The 16,501-nt window shown below is 74.3% G+C and carries 11 protein-coding genes; 2 read left to right on the top strand and 9 right to left on the bottom strand.

Annotated features, from left to right (window positions below; translation table 11 throughout):
• Positions 1-141: 141 nt before the first annotated feature.
• The 6 genes from PV963_RS36915 to PV963_RS36890 all read right to left on the bottom strand — a co-directional run bounded on the left by PV963_RS36915 (position 142) and on the right by PV963_RS36890 (position 8,486).
• Positions 142-702, bottom strand: coding sequence for an NADPH-dependent FMN reductase (locus PV963_RS36915; RefSeq protein WP_274820805.1), 561 nt, complete (start codon positions 700-702; stop codon positions 142-144).
• A 200-nt stretch (positions 703-902) separates the two neighbouring features.
• Positions 903-2,936: an SWIM zinc finger family protein gene (locus PV963_RS36910; RefSeq protein WP_274820804.1), complete on the bottom strand. Its 2,034-nt coding sequence runs from the start codon at positions 2,934-2,936 to the stop codon at positions 903-905.
• Complete coding sequence (locus PV963_RS36905; protein ID WP_274820803.1) at positions 2,933-5,782, bottom strand: DEAD/DEAH box helicase; 2,850 nt, start codon at positions 5,780-5,782, stop codon at positions 2,933-2,935. The genes PV963_RS36910 and PV963_RS36905 overlap by 4 nt, the downstream gene beginning before the upstream one ends.
• Before the next feature lie 106 nt (positions 5,783-5,888).
• Positions 5,889-6,470 carry a sugar kinase gene (locus PV963_RS36900; protein WP_274820802.1) on the bottom strand — a complete coding sequence of 194 codons (582 nt, stop codon included), beginning with the start codon at positions 6,468-6,470 and terminating at the stop codon, positions 5,889-5,891.
• Entirely contained in the window at positions 6,467-7,615 is a 1,149-nt protein-coding gene (locus tag PV963_RS36895) for an ROK family glucokinase (RefSeq protein ID WP_274820801.1), read from the bottom strand. Before PV963_RS36895 ends, PV963_RS36900 begins: the two co-directional genes overlap by 4 nt.
• A gap of 133 nt (positions 7,616-7,748) precedes the next feature.
• Positions 7,749-8,486 (bottom strand): GntR family transcriptional regulator, encoded by a 738-nt coding sequence (locus PV963_RS36890; RefSeq protein WP_274822225.1) that lies wholly within the window; start codon positions 8,484-8,486, stop codon positions 7,749-7,751.
• A gap of 128 nt (positions 8,487-8,614) precedes the next feature.
• Here PV963_RS36890 and PV963_RS36885 point away from each other — a divergent pair, with 128 nt between their 5' ends.
• A complete protein-coding gene (locus PV963_RS36885) occupies positions 8,615-9,637 on the top strand; it encodes a Gfo/Idh/MocA family protein (protein WP_274820800.1) in 1,023 nt (340 codons plus the stop codon).
• A gap of 19 nt (positions 9,638-9,656) precedes the next feature.
• On the opposite strand, the gene PV963_RS36880 is transcribed toward PV963_RS36885, so the two are convergent.
• Together PV963_RS36880 and PV963_RS36875 are read right to left on the bottom strand one after the other, a co-directional pair.
• Entirely contained in the window at positions 9,657-10,334 is a 678-nt protein-coding gene (locus PV963_RS36880) for a response regulator transcription factor (RefSeq protein ID WP_274820799.1), read from the bottom strand.
• A gap of 99 nt (positions 10,335-10,433) precedes the next feature.
• Complete coding sequence (locus PV963_RS36875; protein WP_274820798.1) at positions 10,434-11,549, bottom strand: hypothetical protein; 1,116 nt, start codon at positions 11,547-11,549, stop codon at positions 10,434-10,436.
• Positions 11,550-11,714: 165 nt separating this feature from the next.
• On the opposite strand from PV963_RS36875, the gene PV963_RS36870 reads away from it, so the two are divergent.
• A complete protein-coding gene (locus tag PV963_RS36870) occupies positions 11,715-13,637 on the top strand; it encodes a caspase family protein (protein WP_274820797.1) in 1,923 nt (640 codons plus the stop codon).
• A 7-nt stretch (positions 13,638-13,644) separates the two neighbouring features.
• Here PV963_RS36870 and PV963_RS36865 read toward each other — a convergent pair whose 3' ends face one another.
• Complete coding sequence (locus PV963_RS36865) at positions 13,645-16,500, bottom strand: CHAT domain-containing protein (RefSeq protein WP_274820796.1); 2,856 nt, start codon at positions 16,498-16,500, stop codon at positions 13,645-13,647.
• Between the last annotated feature and the right edge of the window lies 1 nt (position 16,501).

The raw sequence follows: 16,501 nt of genomic DNA, 5'->3' as shown, positions 1-16,501 counted from the left end.
GGCACTTCACATGCATGAATGCGATCGAGCCGACGAGTTGGTTTGAGACTCTCCAGGACCGAGCCGACGGAGCCGTCAGGGGCGCCGACAACTTGATGCCCCGGCAGATTCCCTGCCGGGGCATCAAGCGCCGTGCGTAGGTCAGTTGTCGCGCAGCGTCCGCAGCGCGGTGCCCCAGGAGATGACGTCGTCGAGCATCTTGATCACCGCGTCTTCCTGGTGAGGCTGCGGCTTGAGCTCCTTGAAGTCGACGAAGTCGTGGTGCATCAGCAGGGCGGCGTGATGGCGCACATCGGCGATGCCGATCGCGGCCATGGTGTTGCGCAGGTGCGCGATCGCGCGGCCGGCGCCCTCCACGCCGTAGCCGACGAAGCCCGCGGACTTGTCGTTCCACTCCGCGTACAGGAAGTCGAGAGCGTTCTTCAACACGCCCGGGACACTGTGGTTGTACTCGGGCGTGACGAACACGAAGGCGTCGAGAGAGCCGACCTTCTCGGCCCAGCGGTGCGTGTGGGGCTGGCTGTAACCGCCCATCAGCGCGGGTATGGGCTCGTCGAGGTGCGGCAGATCGTAGTCCCTGAGGTCCACCAACTCGTAGGCGGCGCCGCCGTGCCGCTCGGCGACGTCGAGCACCCACCGGCCCACGTCCTCCCCGACGCGTCCCGGGCGGGTACTGGCGATGACAATTCCGACCTTGATCATGAGTAGCCGCTCTCTGCTCTGAATGGGAGACGGGCGCCCCCGGCGCCACAGAACTGCAGCGTACGTAGATCGACTCGGAGGCTCCATGCGTCACAGTCCGCCATCCATACGCGTGCGTCTCTCAGTGCGGCCGTTCTGAGAGCACCACTGCACCGCGGCACTCACCGCTCCACGCTACCGCCCGTGCCGGCGGCGGCTCTTCAGAGGTCGCTCGGCATGCCCAGGCCCGTCAGGGCGCCCACCGGATCCAGGTCGGGGGTACCGCGGGGCCACCAGTCGTCGTGGCCCGGCTCGGACTCGTAGGCGTACCACAGGCCGTCGCGGCCCAGGCGGAGCTGGACGTGGCCGTGGGGGTGGGTGAGGTGGTTGCGCCAGGGGCGGAAGGCGGGCAGGTCGGCGGCGAGGAGCAGCGGACGCGCCCGGTCGAACCGGCCGGCCGGCGGGTCCCACGGCTCCTCCAGTACGGCGAGGCCCTCCGGTCCGCCCTGGCGCCAGGCGGCGACGGCACGGGCCAGCTCGGACGGGGTGCGGCCCGCCGCGGAGGCGAGGGAGGAGTAGAGCGCCCGGGTGCCCGCGGTGAGTCCCGAGCCGGGGCGGGCCGCGGCCAGGCGGACCGCGTCCTCCCAGAGCGTCAGCTGCCCGACCGGGTCACGGCCCGTGGTGAGCAGGGCGTGGGCCCGCGCGGCGGCGTCCGTAGCCAGTTGGTCCAGTGCGAACGGGTCCGGGCCGCCGGGGGACGCCGGGTAGGCCGGGGGCTGTTCGGGGTGCGGGGGCGGCGGCAGCGGTGCAGGCAGGGGCGGGAGGGCGCGCGGCGTGAGAACGTCACCGGCCCGCACTCCGGGGAGGGGCGCCGGTCCCCTGTCCTGGGCGGCGCGCGCCGCGCGGGTGGCGCTCAGCCGGGACAGCGCGTCGAGCAGCTCGCGTTCGCCCCGGCCGCGCAGCAGGAGCAGGACGAAGGGGTCGGCGTCGAGCAGCCGCGCGGTCTGGTAGCACAGGGCGGCGGCGTGCTTGCAGGGGTGGCCCCGGTCGGGGCAGCTGCAGCGCGGCTCCAGATCGCCCGGGCCCGGCAGCAGGGGCACGCCGCAGTCCGCGAGGGACTGGGGCATCTCCTTGTCGAGGAGCGCCGCGATGTGCCCGGGCCGGTCGGCGGCGGCGTCCAGGAACCGCTCCCAGTCGGAGTCGTCGAGCGTGCGCAGCCGCACCTGCACGCGGTACGGGCGCGGACGGCTGCCCCGCACGTACGCCAGCACCAGGCCGGGCGTCACGGTGATGGCGTCGACATGCCCCTGCCCGGCATAACCCCGCCCGCGCTCCAGCCGCTTGACGTCCAGCGCGCCCTGCTCCAGGGCTGCGACCCACGCGTTTCCCCACCAGCTCTCGGCGAAGCCCTTGTCGTCCGGATCCCGGGGCGGGAAGGCGGGGAAGGTACGGCGCAGCTCGGTGTCGCGGCCCGGGGCGGCCATGGAGTGGGGGGTTCGCGGGGGCGCGGGTCGGGTGGTGGAGGGGGCGGGGCCGGCAAGGCTGTGCGGCGCGTCGGTCATGCCGTGGGGCGAGCGCTCCCGGCCGGTTTCGTCAGGGCCCTCGGGCGCCGCGTCCGGCTCGTCCGTCGCCGTAGGCATCCGGAAGGCGTCGGCCAGCAACTGCCGTACGCCACGCGCTCCCCCGCCGGCGGCGTGTTCGCGCGGCTGCCGCCCGCCCGTCTGCCTCTCGTCCATACGGCTGTGCCGCGACCGGCGTCCGCGCCCGGCTCCCGCGCTCTCGGTCTCTTCCCTGGCCCGCCGCGCGTCCTCCCGCGCTGCGCGCAGTGCCTCGCGCGCGATGTCCGCCGCGCGTGGACCCCGCTCCTCGTCGTCGCCGGCTGCCGGGGTGTCCTCCGGCGTGGTGGCGGGCTGGGCCTCCGCGGCAGCGGGTGCACCGGCCGAGGGCGTCTGGTCCGGGCTCTGCGCCGGGTCGCCGGAATCGTCCGGCTCGGCGGGTCCCGGCGTGTCCAGGTCGCCGGGCACATCGGCGTCCTGCGCCGCACTCCCGTCGCTCGCCGGACTCTCGCCACGCCGGTGCTCGGAGACCGCCCTGCGCAGTGCCTCGCGGGCCACGTCTCCCGGCCGGGGCGTCTCCTCCTGGCCGGTGGGCCTCTCGGCCGGGCGGGGAGCGGATGCCGTCTCCGGGTCCCGGTGTGCCTGCTCCCGGGCCGCCCGCAGGGCCCGGCGGGCCTCGTCGGCCGGGCTGGGCGTCATGGCGTGCTCCGCAGGGAGACCAGGTCGGACAGCTCACGGTCCGTCAGTTCGGTCAGGGCCGACTCGCCGGAGCCGAGGATCGCGTCGGCGAGGGCGCGCTTGGCCTGGAGCATCTCGGCGATGCGGTCCTCGATCGTGCCCTCGGTGATGAGGCGGTGGACCTGGACGGGCTGGGTCTGGCCGATGCGGTAGGCACGGTCGGTGGCCTGTTCCTCGACGGCCGGGTTCCACCAGCGGTCGAAGTGGACGACGTGACCCGCGCGGGTGAGGTTGAGGCCGGTGCCCGCCGCCTTGAGGGACAGCACCAGGACCGGGGTCGAGCCGGTCTGGAAGCGGTCCACCATGCGCTCCCGCTCCGGTACCGGCGTGCCGCCGTGGAGGAGGTCGACCGGGACCGCGCGGGTGGCCAGGTGGGAGGTGATCAGGCGGGCCATCCCGACGTACTGGGTGAAGACCAGAGCGGATCCGTCCTCGGCGAGCAGGGTGTCCAGCAGCTCGTCCAGCAGCGCGAGTTTGCCGGAGCGGGCGGCGAGCCGGTCGCCGCCGGCCCGGGCGGGCTCCTCCTTCAAATAGAGCGCCGGGTGGTTGCAGATCTGCTTCAGCGACGTCAGGAGCTTCAGTACCAGGCCCCGGCGCGCCATGCCCTCGGCGGTCTCGATGGCGAGCATCGACTCGCGGACCACCGCCTCGTACAGCGCGCCCTGTTCGCGGGTGAGCGGCACCGGGTGGTCGGTCTCCGTCTTGGGCGGCAGCTCGGGGACGATGCCCGGGTCGGACTTCTTCCGGCGCAGCAGGAAGGGCCGGACCAGGCGGGCCAGTCGCTCGACCGCCTGCTCGTCCTCGCCGTTCTCCACGGCACGAGCATGCCGGGCGCGGAAGGACTTCAGCGGGCCGAGCAGGCCCGGGGTGGTCCAGTCGAGCAGCGCCCACAGCTCCGACAGGTTGTTCTCGACGGGCGTGCCGGTCAGGGCCACGCGCGCGGGGGACGGGATCGTGCGCAGGGCCTTGGCCGTGGCCGAGTAGGGGTTCTTGACGTGCTGCGCCTCGTCGGCGACGACCATGCCCCACGCCCGCCCGGCCAGGGCCGGGGCCGCGGAACGCATCGTGCCGTACGTGGTGAGGACGAAGCCGCCGTCCAGGTCGGCCAGGCTGCGGTCCGGGCCGTGGAAGCGGCGGACCGGGACGCCGGGTGCGAAACGGGTGATCTCCCGCTGCCAGTTGCCCAGCAGCGAGGCCGGGCAGACCACCAGGGTCGGCTCGCGGCGGGCCCGCTTCAGGTGCAGGGCGATGAGGGTGACGGTCTTGCCGAGGCCCATGTCGTCGGCGAGGCAGCCGCCGAGGCCGAGGGAGGTCATCAGGTCGAGCCAGGCCAGGCCGCGGAGCTGGTAGTCCCGGAGGGTGGCGTGCAGGCCCGGCGGCGGTGCGGCCGGGCGTACCCCCGCGGTGAGGCGGTCGCGCAGGGTGGCCAGCGCGCCGGCCGGTACGGCCTCGACCGTCTCGCCGTCCACGTCGGCGGTGCCGGTGAGGGCGACGGACAGCGCGTCGACCGGGTCGAGCAGCCCCAGGTCCCGCTTGCGGGCCTTGCGCACGAGGGCCGGGTCGACCAGCACCCACTGGTCGCGCAGCCGGACGACCGGGCGGTGGGCCTCGGCGAGGGCGTCCATCTCGCTCTCGGTGAGCGGGTCGCCGCCGAGCGCCAGCTGCCAGCGGAACTGGAGCAGCTCCTCGCTCTCGAAGAAGCCGGTGCCGTCGGTCGCCGAGCCGGGGGCCGGCCGGACCACCGCCGCGGCCGAGAGGTCCTGGGCCAGGTCCCTGGGCCAGTGCACGGCGACGCCGGCCGCGGCGAGCCGGGTGGCCGCGACGCCGAGCAGGTCGCTCAGCTCCTCCTCGGTCAGCGCCAGCACATCGGGCACGTCCTGGTCGGCGAGCCGGTCGAGCGGAGGCCAGACCCGGGCCGCGCGGCGGACGGCGAGGGCCGCGTCCACCCGGGCGCGCGGGCCGAAGGCGTCGTCCGCCTCGCCCGCCCACAGCGCCGCCGCGTCGGCGACGAGGGTGGGGTCGGCGAGGCTGTGCACCTGGACGATCGCGGCGCCGGCGCCGCGTGCGCCGCCGTCGAAGGCGTCGTCGAACAGGTCGTACGCCGAGAGGTCCAGCCGGAGCGAGATCCGCACGCCGGCGTCCATGCCGGCGGCGACCTCGGCGGCCCAGTCGTGGGCGTCGGGCAGGTACTGGGCGCCGCGGGCCGCGAAGGGTCTGCCGGTGGCGTGGGGTGCGGCCGGGGTGCGCGGCAGGGTGTCGGCGACCGCGTCCAGGAAGGCGCGCACCAGCGCTTCCGGTTCGGGCAGGCGGATGGGGCCCGGGCCGGACAGCGGGACGGCGTGTCCCTCGTACGGCAGGGCGGCGGCGACCGCGCGCAGGTGCGCGATGTCGTCCGGGTCCAGCGGGCCGGCGCGCCAGGCGTCGTGGCCCGTGGGGGTCAGGCCGGGCAGCAGCCGGCCGCGCGCGGTCAGCCGCAGGGCGTGCAGGGCGGCCGCGCCCCAGCAGGCGGTGGCGGGGTGGGCCGCGGGGTCGTGCCGGGCGCGCACCAGGAGCGGCAGGGCCTCGTCCAGCGGGAGGGACAGCGCCGGGGTGGTGCGCCGCCGGACCGCGGCGCCGTGCCGTCGTACGACGGTGAGCTCGGTGTCCTCGGTGAGCTCTGTGATCTCTGCGGGCAGGGGCTGCCCTTCGGGGTCCCAGAAGGCGATGCGCCCGTCGCGCGGGAGGGGTGCGGGCAGGAAGACGGCCGGGAGCCGGACCGGAACCGTCCGCTTTGCCGCCCGCTCGGCCATCACAGCCGTGTCGCCCATACGTCCTGCCACCTCCCGCCCGCGTTTCGGATCAGCTGTCTCCGACTCTACGGGCGGGGTCTGACAATCGGCCCCGACGGCCGCGCCGGCCGGACCGGGCTTCGGTTCAGGGCACCGTCCGGGACACCACGTACACCCACGGATACGCCGGGTTGGACAGGTCCACCACCACGTCGTGCGTGGGTGCGGGGTTCTTCTGCCGGTGGACGAAGCCGTACCAGGAGTCGCCCTCGGGGAACTTCCAGCCGGTGACCTTGCGGTCGCGGGCGCCGATGGTGATGTGGCCCTTCCTCAGGTCGTCGCGGGTCGTGCCCAGGCCCGTCAGGTAGGCGTCCAGACCGGCCGCGTTGGTCTCGAACTGGGCGTACAGGCGGCTGGTCCTCCAGTTGTTGGTCTCGTAGTACGCCACGTGCCAGGCCGGGTGCGGGACGGGCACCTGGTAGATCCGGCGCTGGAGCTTGGACGGCCAGCCCTCGGTCAGGCCGGTCGCCGAGTACTTCGCCTCCTTGTCCTTGCCGCTGTCCCGGCTCTGGTTCGCGGAGATCACCAGGTAGCCGGCCGGGATGCCGATGAGCAGCACGATGATCAGCAGGGTGAGCGCCCTGCGGCGGATCATGTGGCGGCGGTCCTCGGCCGGGCGTTCCTCGCCGTCCGGCCACGAGCCCTGATGCGGCAGCGAGGCGGTCACAGCGTCTCCTGGGTACTGCGGAGGGACTGCGCGTACCGCTCGAAGCGCTCGTACCGCTCCACCCGGCGGCGCTTGGCGCGCCGGAAGCGGCGGGCGACCAGCCGGGCGAGGTCCGCGGCGCCGACCATGCCGGCCTCGGGGCCGAGCTGGGCCCGGGCGATACGGGCCTCGGGGCGGTAGCCGCGGCCGGTCAGATGCCTGCGGAACGCGTCCCGCGCGGGGCCGATCAGCAGGTCGTCGGCGGCCGAGACGCCGCCGCCGATGACGAAGCAGGAGGGGTCGAGGGCGGCCGCGAGGTTGGCGATGCCGACGCCGAGCCACTGGCCGATGTCCTGGAGCAGCTCGATGCACATGGCGTCGCCCTCGCGGGCCAGCTCGGTGATCATCGGGCCGGTGATGTCGCCGATGTTGCCCTTGACGTGCTCGATGATCCCGTACGCCACCGGCGAGTCGGCCGCTGCCAGCTCGCGCGCCTCGCGGACCAGGGCGTTTCCGGAGCTGTACTGCTCCCAGCAGCCGCGGTTGCCGCACGGGCAGCGGTGGCCGCCGGGGACGACCTGCATATGGCCGAACTCGCCGGCGACGCCGTACTTGCCCCGCTTGACCTGGCCGTCCTCCAGGATCGCGCCGCCGATGCCGGTGCCCAGCGTGATCATCACGAGGTGGTCCTCGCCGCGGCCGGCGCCGAAGCGCCACTCGGCCCAGGCGGCGGTGTTGGCGTCGTTGTCCACGAGGACCGGGACCGACAGTCGGCTGGCGAGGCGGTCCCTGAGGGGTTCGTTGCGCCAGGACAGGTGGGGGGCGAACAGCACACGGTTGCGGTCGGCGTCGACCCAGCCGGCCGCGCCGATGCCGACGGCGTGCACGTCGTGCCGGTCCGAGAGGTCCAGGACCAGCTCGGCGATGGTGTCCTCGACGACCTTGGGGCTCTTGGACTTGTCCGGCGTCTCCGTGCGGACCTTCTCCAGGATGTTGCCGTCGGCGTCGACGACGCCCGCCATCACCTTCGTACCTCCGATGTCGATGCCGACCGTCGGTACGCGGGGTGCCGTCAGGTGTGAGCGGCGCTCCCGGGTGCCGACGGTGCGCAGCACGGTGGCACGGCGGGAGCCGATGGGGGCGGTGAAGTCGCGGTAGGTGCTCATCGCCGCCGATTCTGCCTCACGGGAAGGCAGGGTGCGGAGCAGAGGGGTGGTGCGGATCGTTGCCGAGTGCGGGCAGGTGGGGGCTGGGCGCGCCCACGCGGCGGAGCCGCACATCGATACGGCCCCGCGCCCCTCAGCTGCGCACCAGCAACTGGAATTCGAAGGAATAGCGCGTCGGGCGGTACGTATGCGTGCCGTACTCGACCGCGCGGCCCGTGTCGTCGAACGTGACGCGTTGCATGGTGAGCAGCGGGGCCCCTGCCTCCTCCGCCAGTCGTTCCGCCTCCGTCGGCGTCGCCGCACGGGCGCCGATCGACTGGCGGGCGCTGTGCAGGGTGATGCCCGCCGCTCTCATCAGGCGGTAGAGGCCGGTGGTCTCCAGCTGGCCGGTGTCGAGGTCGATGAGGCCGGGGGGCAGGAAGTTGCAGAGGTAGGCCATGGGCTCGCCGTGGGCGAGGCGCAGGCGCTCCACGCGGTGGACGTCGCTGTCCTCGGCGACGCCGAGTGCGGCGGCGACCTCGGCGGAGGCGGGCACGAGCGTGTTGACCAGGACCTTGGTGGCCGGGCGCTGGCCCGCCGCCTCCAGGTCGTCGTAGAGGCTGCTGAGCTCCAGCGGGCGCTTGACCTGGCTGTGCACGACCTGGGTGCCCACGCCGCGGCGGCGGACGAGGAGGCCCTTGTCGACGAGCGACTGGATGGCCTGGCGGACGGTCGGCCGGGACAGGCCGAGCCGGGCGGCGAGCTCGATCTCGTTGCCCAGCAGGCTGCCGGGGGTCAGCGTGCCGTGCTCGATGGCGGCCTCCAGCTGCTGGGACAGCTGGAAGTACAACGGCACGGGAGAGCTGCGGTCCACGCTCAGCTCGAGCTGCACGGTCGGGTCCACTTCTGGTTTCGGCACGGGCCGAGCGTAGCTCCGTGCGTTGTTGACGGGAAGTTGTGTAGTCAGATTGTCCGGACATTCCGATTGACAGGGGCGAACTGTGCCCGCACTTTGTTTCCATGCGCATCGGCGTCATCGGTACGGGCCGCATCGGCACGATCCACGCGAACACGCTCAGCCGGCACCGCGACGTCGGCTCCCTGATCCTCACGGACGCGGACGCCTCGCGGGCCCAGGAACTGGCGCACCGGCTGGGTGAGACGGCCGCGCCCGGCGTGGAGGAGATCTTCCGCTGGGGGGTCGACGCCGTGGTGATCACGACGGCTACGTCGGCCCACGCCGAACTGATCGGTCGGGCAGCACGCTCGGGTCTGCCGGTGTTCTGCGAGAAGCCCATCGCGCTGGATCTGCCGGGGACCCTGAGCGCGATCGCCGAGGTCGAGACGGCCGGGACGGTGCTTCAGATGGGCTTTCAGCGCCGCTTCGACACCGGCTACCGGGGCGCCCGCGAGGCCGTGCGCTCGGGCAGGCTGGGGCGGCTGCACACCGTGCGGGCGCTGACCAGCGACCAGACGCCGCCGCCCGCCGCCTGGCTGCCGCTGTCCGGCGGGCTGTACCGGGACACGCTGATCCACGACTTCGACGTGCTGCGCTGGGTGACGGGCCGCGAGGTGGCGGACGTGTACGCGGCCGGGTCCGACGCCGGGCCCGCGATGTTCCGCGCGGCGGGCGACGTCGACACCGGTGCCGCGCTCCTCACCCTCGACGACGGCACGCTCGCCACGGTCACCGGCGCCCGCCTGAACGGGGCCGGCTACGACGTGCGCATGGAGCTGGCCGGAGAGCTCGACCAGATCGTGGTCGGCCTGGACGACCGTACGCCGATCGCGTCCACCGAGCCGACCGGGCCGCCGGCCGCGGACAAGCCCTGGACCGGCTTCCTGGAGCGCTTCGGCCCCGCCTACGAGGCGGAGCTGAACGCGTTCGTCGAGGTCGTGCGGGGCGAGCGGGCCAACCCCTGCGACGGGCGCGAGGCCCTTCAGGCGCTGCGCGTCGCCGAGGCGTGCGAGCTGTCGCGCCGGGAGCGCAGGCCGGTGCACCTCGCGGAGATCCCCGGCGGGACCGCCTCCCCCTTCGCGTGACGGCGGGCCGGCCGGGCGGTCAGTGGCCCTCCTGTTCCTCCTCCAGGAATCCCGCGTCGTAGGCCAGCAGCGCGATCTGCACGCGGTTGTTGAGGTCGAGCTTGGCCAGGATGCGGGAGACGTGCGTCTTGACGGTGGCGACGCTCATGAAGAGGCCGGTGGCGATCTCGGCGTTGGACAGGCCCCGGCCGACCGCGACGGCGACCTCGCGCTCGCGGTCGTTGAGGGGGGCCATGCGGGCACGCGCACGTGTGCGGCGGGTGTCGGCGGCGGTGCCGACCGCGTGCTGCATCAGCTGGCGGGTGACGGTGGGCGACAGGACCGGGTCGCCGGCCGCGACCCGGCGCACCGCGGCGAGGATCTCGGCCGGCGGCGTGTCCTTGAGGACGAATCCGGCGGCTCCGGCGCGCAGCGCCCGCAGGACCTGTTCGTCGGCGTGGAAGGTGGTGAGGACCACCACCTGTGGGGCGTCCTTGCGGGCGCGCAGCCGCTCCGTGGCCGTGAGACCGTCCACCGTCGGCATCCGGATGTCCATGAGCACGACGTCCGGGCGGGTGCGGTCGACGAGCGCCTCCACCTCGCCGCCGTCGGCCGCCTCGCCGACGATCTCGATGTCCTCGGCCCCGCCCATCATGAAGGACAGTCCGGCCCGCACCAGCGGATCGTCGTCGACGAGGAGCAGTCTGATCGCAGTCATGGGCCATACGTAATCACGGCCGGGGCGGATGCGGGGCGCGGACGGGCGGTCGCCCGCGCCAACGCCTCGTACCGAACGCGGGGTTGACGGGCCCCGTGCTCAGGCGCGCAGCGTCACCCCGAACAGGGTGCGCAGGCGGCTGATCTCCCACCAGACCACCGCCGTCACCGAGGCGGGACCGCCGATGACGGCCAGGGCCTGGATCACCGGCGGCCCGGGCGGCAGGCCGCCCGCGAGCAGGCTGATGGCGGAAAACTCCCACACCAGCGTGCCGGTCAGCAGGGCGGGGAGCGCGGCGTGCACGGCCGCGGTGTTGAAGCCGGTGCGGATGGCCGGACCGGTGGCGAACCCCAGGAAGAACAGGAGCCAGACCAGGGGCAGGGCGGCCGCGAGGATCAGCCAGGGGGCGGCGCCCGTCGAACCGGAGGAGGGCGTCTGGCGCTGACCGAGCATGATGATCACCCCGCCGAGCAGCGGGACGGCCATCACGGCGCCGACGTACCAGCGGGCCGACCGCAGGGCGGCCCGTACCCGTACCCGCATGGCCGACCTGGTCTCCGCCGACGCCCACCGGAACAGCACCGCGATCACGACGGGGGCGCTCATGAGCAGCAGGAGCGGGGTGATCACCAGCCGCAGCATGTACTGCTCCTGGGCCTCGGTGACGTCCTCCGGTTTGCCGTACATGGCGAGCAGCAGCAGGGACATGGCGGCCGCGGTCCAGGCCCGCACCTTCTGCACGCGCGTCACGCGCCGGTCGTCGACGGCCCGGTGCGTGTGCGGGAACAGCCGGTGGGCCCGGATGCGGGCCGAGCGCGCGAACGAGTAGCACAGCACGAGCGGCAGGAACACGAACCAGGTGCACGGGGCGAGCAGCACCAGCCACATGCAGCCGGAGACCCGCGGCTGCCCCTGCCGCAACAGCTCGCGCACCGACGGCCATTCGCCACCGCGCAGACCACCCCACCCCGGGCCCCGGGCGCCGGGCGGCGGCTGGGGGACGTACGGGTACGGCTGCGGTTGCGGTTGCGGTTGCGGGGGGTACGGGTGCGGGTGCGGGTGCGGGTACGGCTGGGGGTACGGGTAGCCGTACGGTGCCGGGCCCGGCTGGGGCGGCACGTGGGGGCCGTTGGCCGGAGGCGGCGGGTACGGTCCGCCGTTCGGCGGCCCGGGTGGCTGGTACGGATTGGTGGGTCCCCCGAAACTCACGTGCATGTTCCTTCCGTTACGCGCGGTGCTGAAGGCGGCACAAACATCAGCCATCACCACAGCCAAGTCAACTCGCCCCGGGGCGCGCGGTCATGGGGTTGCGCGCATGCGCCCGGCATGCGCCCCGGAAACGCCCTGCCCGCGCCCCGGCGGGCCTGGAAGGATCACCCCATGCGCACCGTGTACGCCCTGCTCGTGGGCATCGACGACTACCCCGGCCTGCCGCTGCGCGGCTGCGTCAACGACGTACGGGCGGCGGAGAACTGGCTGCGGAACCGGAGCTCTCCGGCCACGCGGATCCGGACGCTGTACGACGCCGAGGCGAGCCGGGCGGCCGTGCTCGCGGCGCTGGAGGAGCATCTCGGGGACAGCGGGCCGGGGGACACCGCGCTGCTGTGGTTCAGCGGGCACGGCAGCCAGAGCCCGACCGCCGATCCGGGCGAGGCCACCGGCTGGTCGCAGGCGCTGGTGTGCCACGACAGCCTGATGCCGGGCGGGCAGCCGGTGCTGCGGGACACCGAACTCGGGGCGCTCCTGGACGGCATCGCGGCCCGCGGCACCCATGTCGTCGCGGTGCTGGACTGCTGCCACTCGGGCGGTGCGACGCGCCAGGACACCGCCGGTCCGCCCGGCGCGGCGGTCCGGGGCGTGCCCTGGCAGCCCTGGTGGCACACGGCGGCGGGACCGGGCGCACGGGACGGCGGCGGTGAGCAGGTTCCCGAGCCGGGCCGGCACGTGCTGCTGGCCGCCTGCCGCCCGCAGGAGCTGGCGCACGAGGACGTCCTCGACGGGCGGGTCCGGGGCTACTTCAGCCATGCGCTGCTGGGCGCGCTGGACCGGCTCGGCCCCACGGCCGCGTACGGGGAGCTGCACGCGCTGACCGAGGCGCGCGTGCGTGCCCTGAGCCATGTGCAGCATCCCGAGTTGCGCGGGCCGGAGGACGGGGGGTTCCTGTCCGGCGACCCGGTGCCGGTCTCGCCGTTCCTGCTGCGGCACACGGCGTGGGGCTGGGAGGTCAACTGCGGTGCGGCACACGGACTGCGGTCCCCCGGCGCCGAGTTCACCCTGCTCGGGGACGCCGGGGCGCGCACGGTCGTGGTCCGCGAAGTACGCGCCGAGTCGGCCCTGGTGGATCCGGTCGGCTGGCAACCGACGGACGGGGACCGGCAGTTGGCGCACGCCGTGACTCCCTCGGCACTGGCGTTCCCGCCCGCAGCCGTGACGCTGTCGGGCGAGACGGTCGCCGTACGCCTGGTCGCGGAGGCGGTCGCGGAGGTGCCCGCACTGACCCTGGCGCCGGCGGAACCGCCGCCGTCGGCCATCAGCGCCGGGGACGAGGTGCCGCTGCCGTCGGCGAACGGCGCCGCGGACGCGCTGCGGCTGCGCGTGGAGGCCGGGGGCGGCTGGGCGCGGGTGTCGGGTGGTGCCGGGCACCCCGTGCCCGAGCTGCCGCTGCGGTCCCCCGCGGACGCGGCACGCGTCGCCGACTGCCTGGCCCACATCGCCCGTTGGCACCACATCCGGGACCTGGCCAACCCGGATCCGCTGCTGTCGTCGCTGGTCCGGATCACCGTCGAGGAGACTGCGGTGGGCAGCCTGCGGCACTCGGCGGACGGCGAGATCGTCTGCGGGTACACACCCGACGGCCGGGAGCCACAGGTGCGGGTCGGGATCCACAACCATGCCGGGCGTCATCTGTGGGCGGTGCTGCTCGACCTGACGGACGGTTACGGCTCGTCCCCGCACCTGTTCGAGGGCGAGTTCATCGGGGACGGCAGGGTCGGGTGGGCCCGGCGCGGGGAGCCCGTGTGGCTGCGGCTGCCGCCGGGGCGTTCGGTGGTGCGGGGCGCCTTCACCCGAGACTGGCTGAAGGTGATCGTCGCGGAGGACGAGCTGAACATCGCCCCCTTCCGGCTGCCCGCCTGGTCGCCCGCCGCCCCCTCCGGCGCACGCCGGAGCATGGCACCGGCCGGTGGGGGCGGCCTGCTGCGGCTGGTCGCGGCGGGTGCCGGCGGCGGGCGGGACGCGGGCGGTCCGGCGTACGGGGCGGGCCGCTGGGGGACGGCCCAGGTCGTCGTACGCACCGAGGTGTGACGAGCCGTCACCAGCCGAGGTGGGTGAAGCCCGCCCACGCCGTCAGGTCGTCGCCGTGGATGTGCCGGACCCGTGCCCTGAGGCGGGCCGGCATGCCGGGCGGTGCCTCGCGGCCGTCGTTCAGCATCCACGACTGGGCGCTGCGCAGCGCCCGTCCGGGCGGCAGGCCCTCGTGGCTCATGAAGTGGTGGGTCATGTACATCAGCAGGGACGTCGCCTCGTCGGGCACCGGCCACAGGGAGCCGATGACCGAACGCGCGCCCGCGACGAGGAACGCGGTGGACAGGCTGTAGGCCTCGTCGTAGCCGTGCCCGGAGACGTTGGTGCGGCAGGCTGCGAGCACCACCAGGTCCAGGCCGCGGTAGCGGGTGGCGCCCTCGGTCAGCTCCTCGGCGGCCAACTGCCCGCCGGACAGGCCGAGATAGGCGCTGTGCCGCTCGCCCTGGCGCACCACTCCGTGGCAGGCGAGGTGCAGCAGCCCGCCCTGCTGCCGGCGCAGCCAGTCCGTGACGGCGGCGGGCGTGGCGGTGCCGGGGCCGAGGAGGTCGCCGTCCGGGTGGAAGACGCGGTGGACGGCCTCGGCCTCCTCACCGGCGTGGTGCAGGTCGCGGGTCGGGTTGCCGACGACCAGGGTCTGCCGGGTGCCGGTGGCGGGCCGGGCGGCCACCTCGCACAGCAGCCGGGCGGAGGGCGTGTAGGAGATGTCCGCCCGTTCGCAGGCGTATCCGCATGAGCGGCGCCGGCCGGTCAGTCGCGCCGCGTGCCACGGCACGACGCCCAGCTCCCCCATCGGTACCAGGACGACGGCGGGCGCCCGCCCGAAGCCGCGCGGAAGTTGGCTCAGCAGCGGTTCCATCGCCGCCGTACCGGCCCAGGCGCACAACTCCTCCAGGACGGCGCGGCTCGTGTCGGGGCCCGGGGCCGGTCCGGGCGGCGTGTCGGACACGGGCGGGCCGCCGGCGTCGCGGCCTGGGGTGCCGGTGGCGCGGTAGGCGGTGAGCGGGGGTGCGTCGGCGGTGAGGTGGGGCAGGTCGAGGGAGCGGGTGGTGCCGTCGGCGGTGACGATGACGGCCGCGCCGGAGCCGGACCGGGGCCTGAGGAGACCGCGCACGGCAACGTCGCCGGGTACCAGGTAGACCAGGGCCGTTGCTCCCATCGCGCCCAGCGCGTCGCCGATGTCCCCGGGTGACGGCACGTCCAGCAGCCCGTGGTGCCGGGGGGAGTCGGCGAGCGCCTCCAGGACCCGGCGGCGCAGGCGGCTGGAGGGTCCGGCGACCGCGGCCTGACCGGTGAACAGCATCTCCTCCCCCACCTCGGGCACGCTGCCCGCGGCCTGCCACTCCCGGGCGAGCTCCGTCCGGCCGAGCTCCTTCAGCATGTCGGGCACGGTGGTGACCGTGGTCGCCGCGTGCAGGACGAGGCCGCGTCCCGCGTCGAGGGCCCGTACGGCGTCGGCGTGGGCGCCGTCGGCCAGGCACCAGCGGGCCACGTCGAGGGCCTGGGCGCCCGCCATCCGGGCGGTCTCGGCGGCATGGGCGGTACCGGACTGGAGCAGGGCGCTCCAGGAGGCCGCGCGCAGGCATTCCAGCCCGACGCGGCGAGAGGCGTCGTAGTTCAGGCGCCTGGTGCGGTCGTCGTGGACGTACTCGTCGCCGCGCAGGCGGTAGGCCCTGGCGAGGGTGATGCCGGTGCCGCCCCACAGCGGGTGGTGGGGCCCGCCGGTGAGCCGCAGGGTGTGCCGCAGCCAGGCGATGCCCTGGTCGAGGTGGAGAGCGCGGGCGGCGGGCGCCGCGAACTGCAGGTCGGCCATGATGCAGTGGCTGACGCCCAGCCCGCCCGCGACGCGGATCCACCGGTCGTCGTCGGGTTCGAGCAGGTCGAGTGCGGCCTCCCGCAGTTCCAGGGACTCCAGCATCGCCTGGTGGTCCATGTTCAGCAGGGCCCGTTGCCCCACCGCGAAGCCCGCCTCGCCCAGCCTGTCGGCCTGGGCGTGGACCGGCATGGTGGCGATCTGGCGGCGGATCTCGTGCGTGGGCGTCGCGGCGCCCATCCCTTCGGCGGCGGGTTCGAACCGGCCGGTGCGCTGTCCCCGCAGAACGGTCAGAGAGCCACGGGCGGCTTCCAGGTGCGACTCGAACGCGAACCGGTCCATGTGGTCGGCGGGGAGCTGCGCCATGGCGAGTTCGAGCACACCGATCTGCTCGGCCAGGGCCGTCTCGTCGCCGCGCCGGGAGGCCTGGTGGATGCGGAACAGAGCGACCTGCGCGTTCATCAGCAGACGCTGGTCCGCCGTCATGTCCGAGGTCTCCACGAGACGGGCCATGTCGTCGACGGCGGTGTCGAAGTCGTCTTCACCACCGCCCAGTTGGCCCAGATACGTGCGTAGCGCGGCGTGGGCCATGTCGAGGTTCTCACGGATCCGGGTGCCGGGCGGATGCGCGGCCCGGGCCTGTTCGATCCGGGCGAGTGCCGCCTCCATCTGGGCGGGATCGGTGAGGTGCCGCAGGCCCCACGCGCTGTGTCTGACCACGACGTTCGCCTGCCACGTCTCGTCCGCCGGCCCGTGGTCCCGCGTCGCCTGCCACAGTTCCTCCTCCCGTTGCGCGTCGACGAGCAGCCCTTCGAGCCGCAGCATCGGCAGCACGCTGAGCACCTGGCCGGCCCGCAGGCCGGACGCGACGGTGCCCCGGGGCAGCTCCGCCCAGTCCGCGTACAGGCGGTCGTAGGCCTGCTCCGCCGTCGTGCAGCCCAGCCGGTCGAGCACGAGCCCGGACATCCCGGCGAGGTCCTCGCCGCTGACGACGCCCTGCGTCCGCTGGTCGATCTCGTACATCAGCGCCTGAAGGTCGTACGGAACCGTCATG

This window comes from Streptomyces coeruleorubidus (assembly GCF_028885415.1).
Lineage (GTDB): Bacteria > Actinomycetota > Actinomycetes > Streptomycetales > Streptomycetaceae > Streptomyces > Streptomyces coeruleorubidus_A.
The sequence above is the reverse complement of the archived record's forward strand: the minus strand, read 5'-3'. Positions and strand labels throughout refer to the sequence as shown.

Excerpts from the sequence above, each read along its gene's own strand:
- PV963_RS36915 (WP_274820805.1), bottom strand. The coding sequence starts at position 702 with ATGATCAAGGTCGGAATTGTCATCGCCAGTACCCGCCCGGGACGCGTC.
- PV963_RS36910 (WP_274820804.1), bottom strand. The coding sequence starts at position 2,936 with ATGACGCCCAGCCCGGCCGACGAGGCCCGCCGGGCCCTGCGGGCGGCC.
- PV963_RS36905 (WP_274820803.1), bottom strand. The coding sequence starts at position 5,782 with ATGGGCGACACGGCTGTGATGGCCGAGCGGGCGGCAAAGCGGACGGTT.
- PV963_RS36895 (WP_274820801.1), bottom strand. The coding sequence starts at position 7,615 with ATGAGCACCTACCGCGACTTCACCGCCCCCATCGGCTCCCGCCGTGCC.
- PV963_RS36885 (WP_274820800.1), top strand. The coding sequence starts at position 8,615 with ATGCGCATCGGCGTCATCGGTACGGGCCGCATCGGCACGATCCACGCG.
- PV963_RS36880 (WP_274820799.1), bottom strand. The coding sequence starts at position 10,334 with ATGACTGCGATCAGACTGCTCCTCGTCGACGACGATCCGCTGGTGCGG.
- PV963_RS36875 (WP_274820798.1), bottom strand. The coding sequence starts at position 11,549 with ATGCACGTGAGTTTCGGGGGACCCACCAATCCGTACCAGCCACCCGGG.
- PV963_RS36870 (WP_274820797.1), top strand. The coding sequence starts at position 11,715 with ATGCGCACCGTGTACGCCCTGCTCGTGGGCATCGACGACTACCCCGGC.
- PV963_RS36865 (WP_274820796.1), bottom strand. The coding sequence starts at position 16,500 with ATGACGGTTCCGTACGACCTTCAGGCGCTGATGTACGAGATCGACCAG.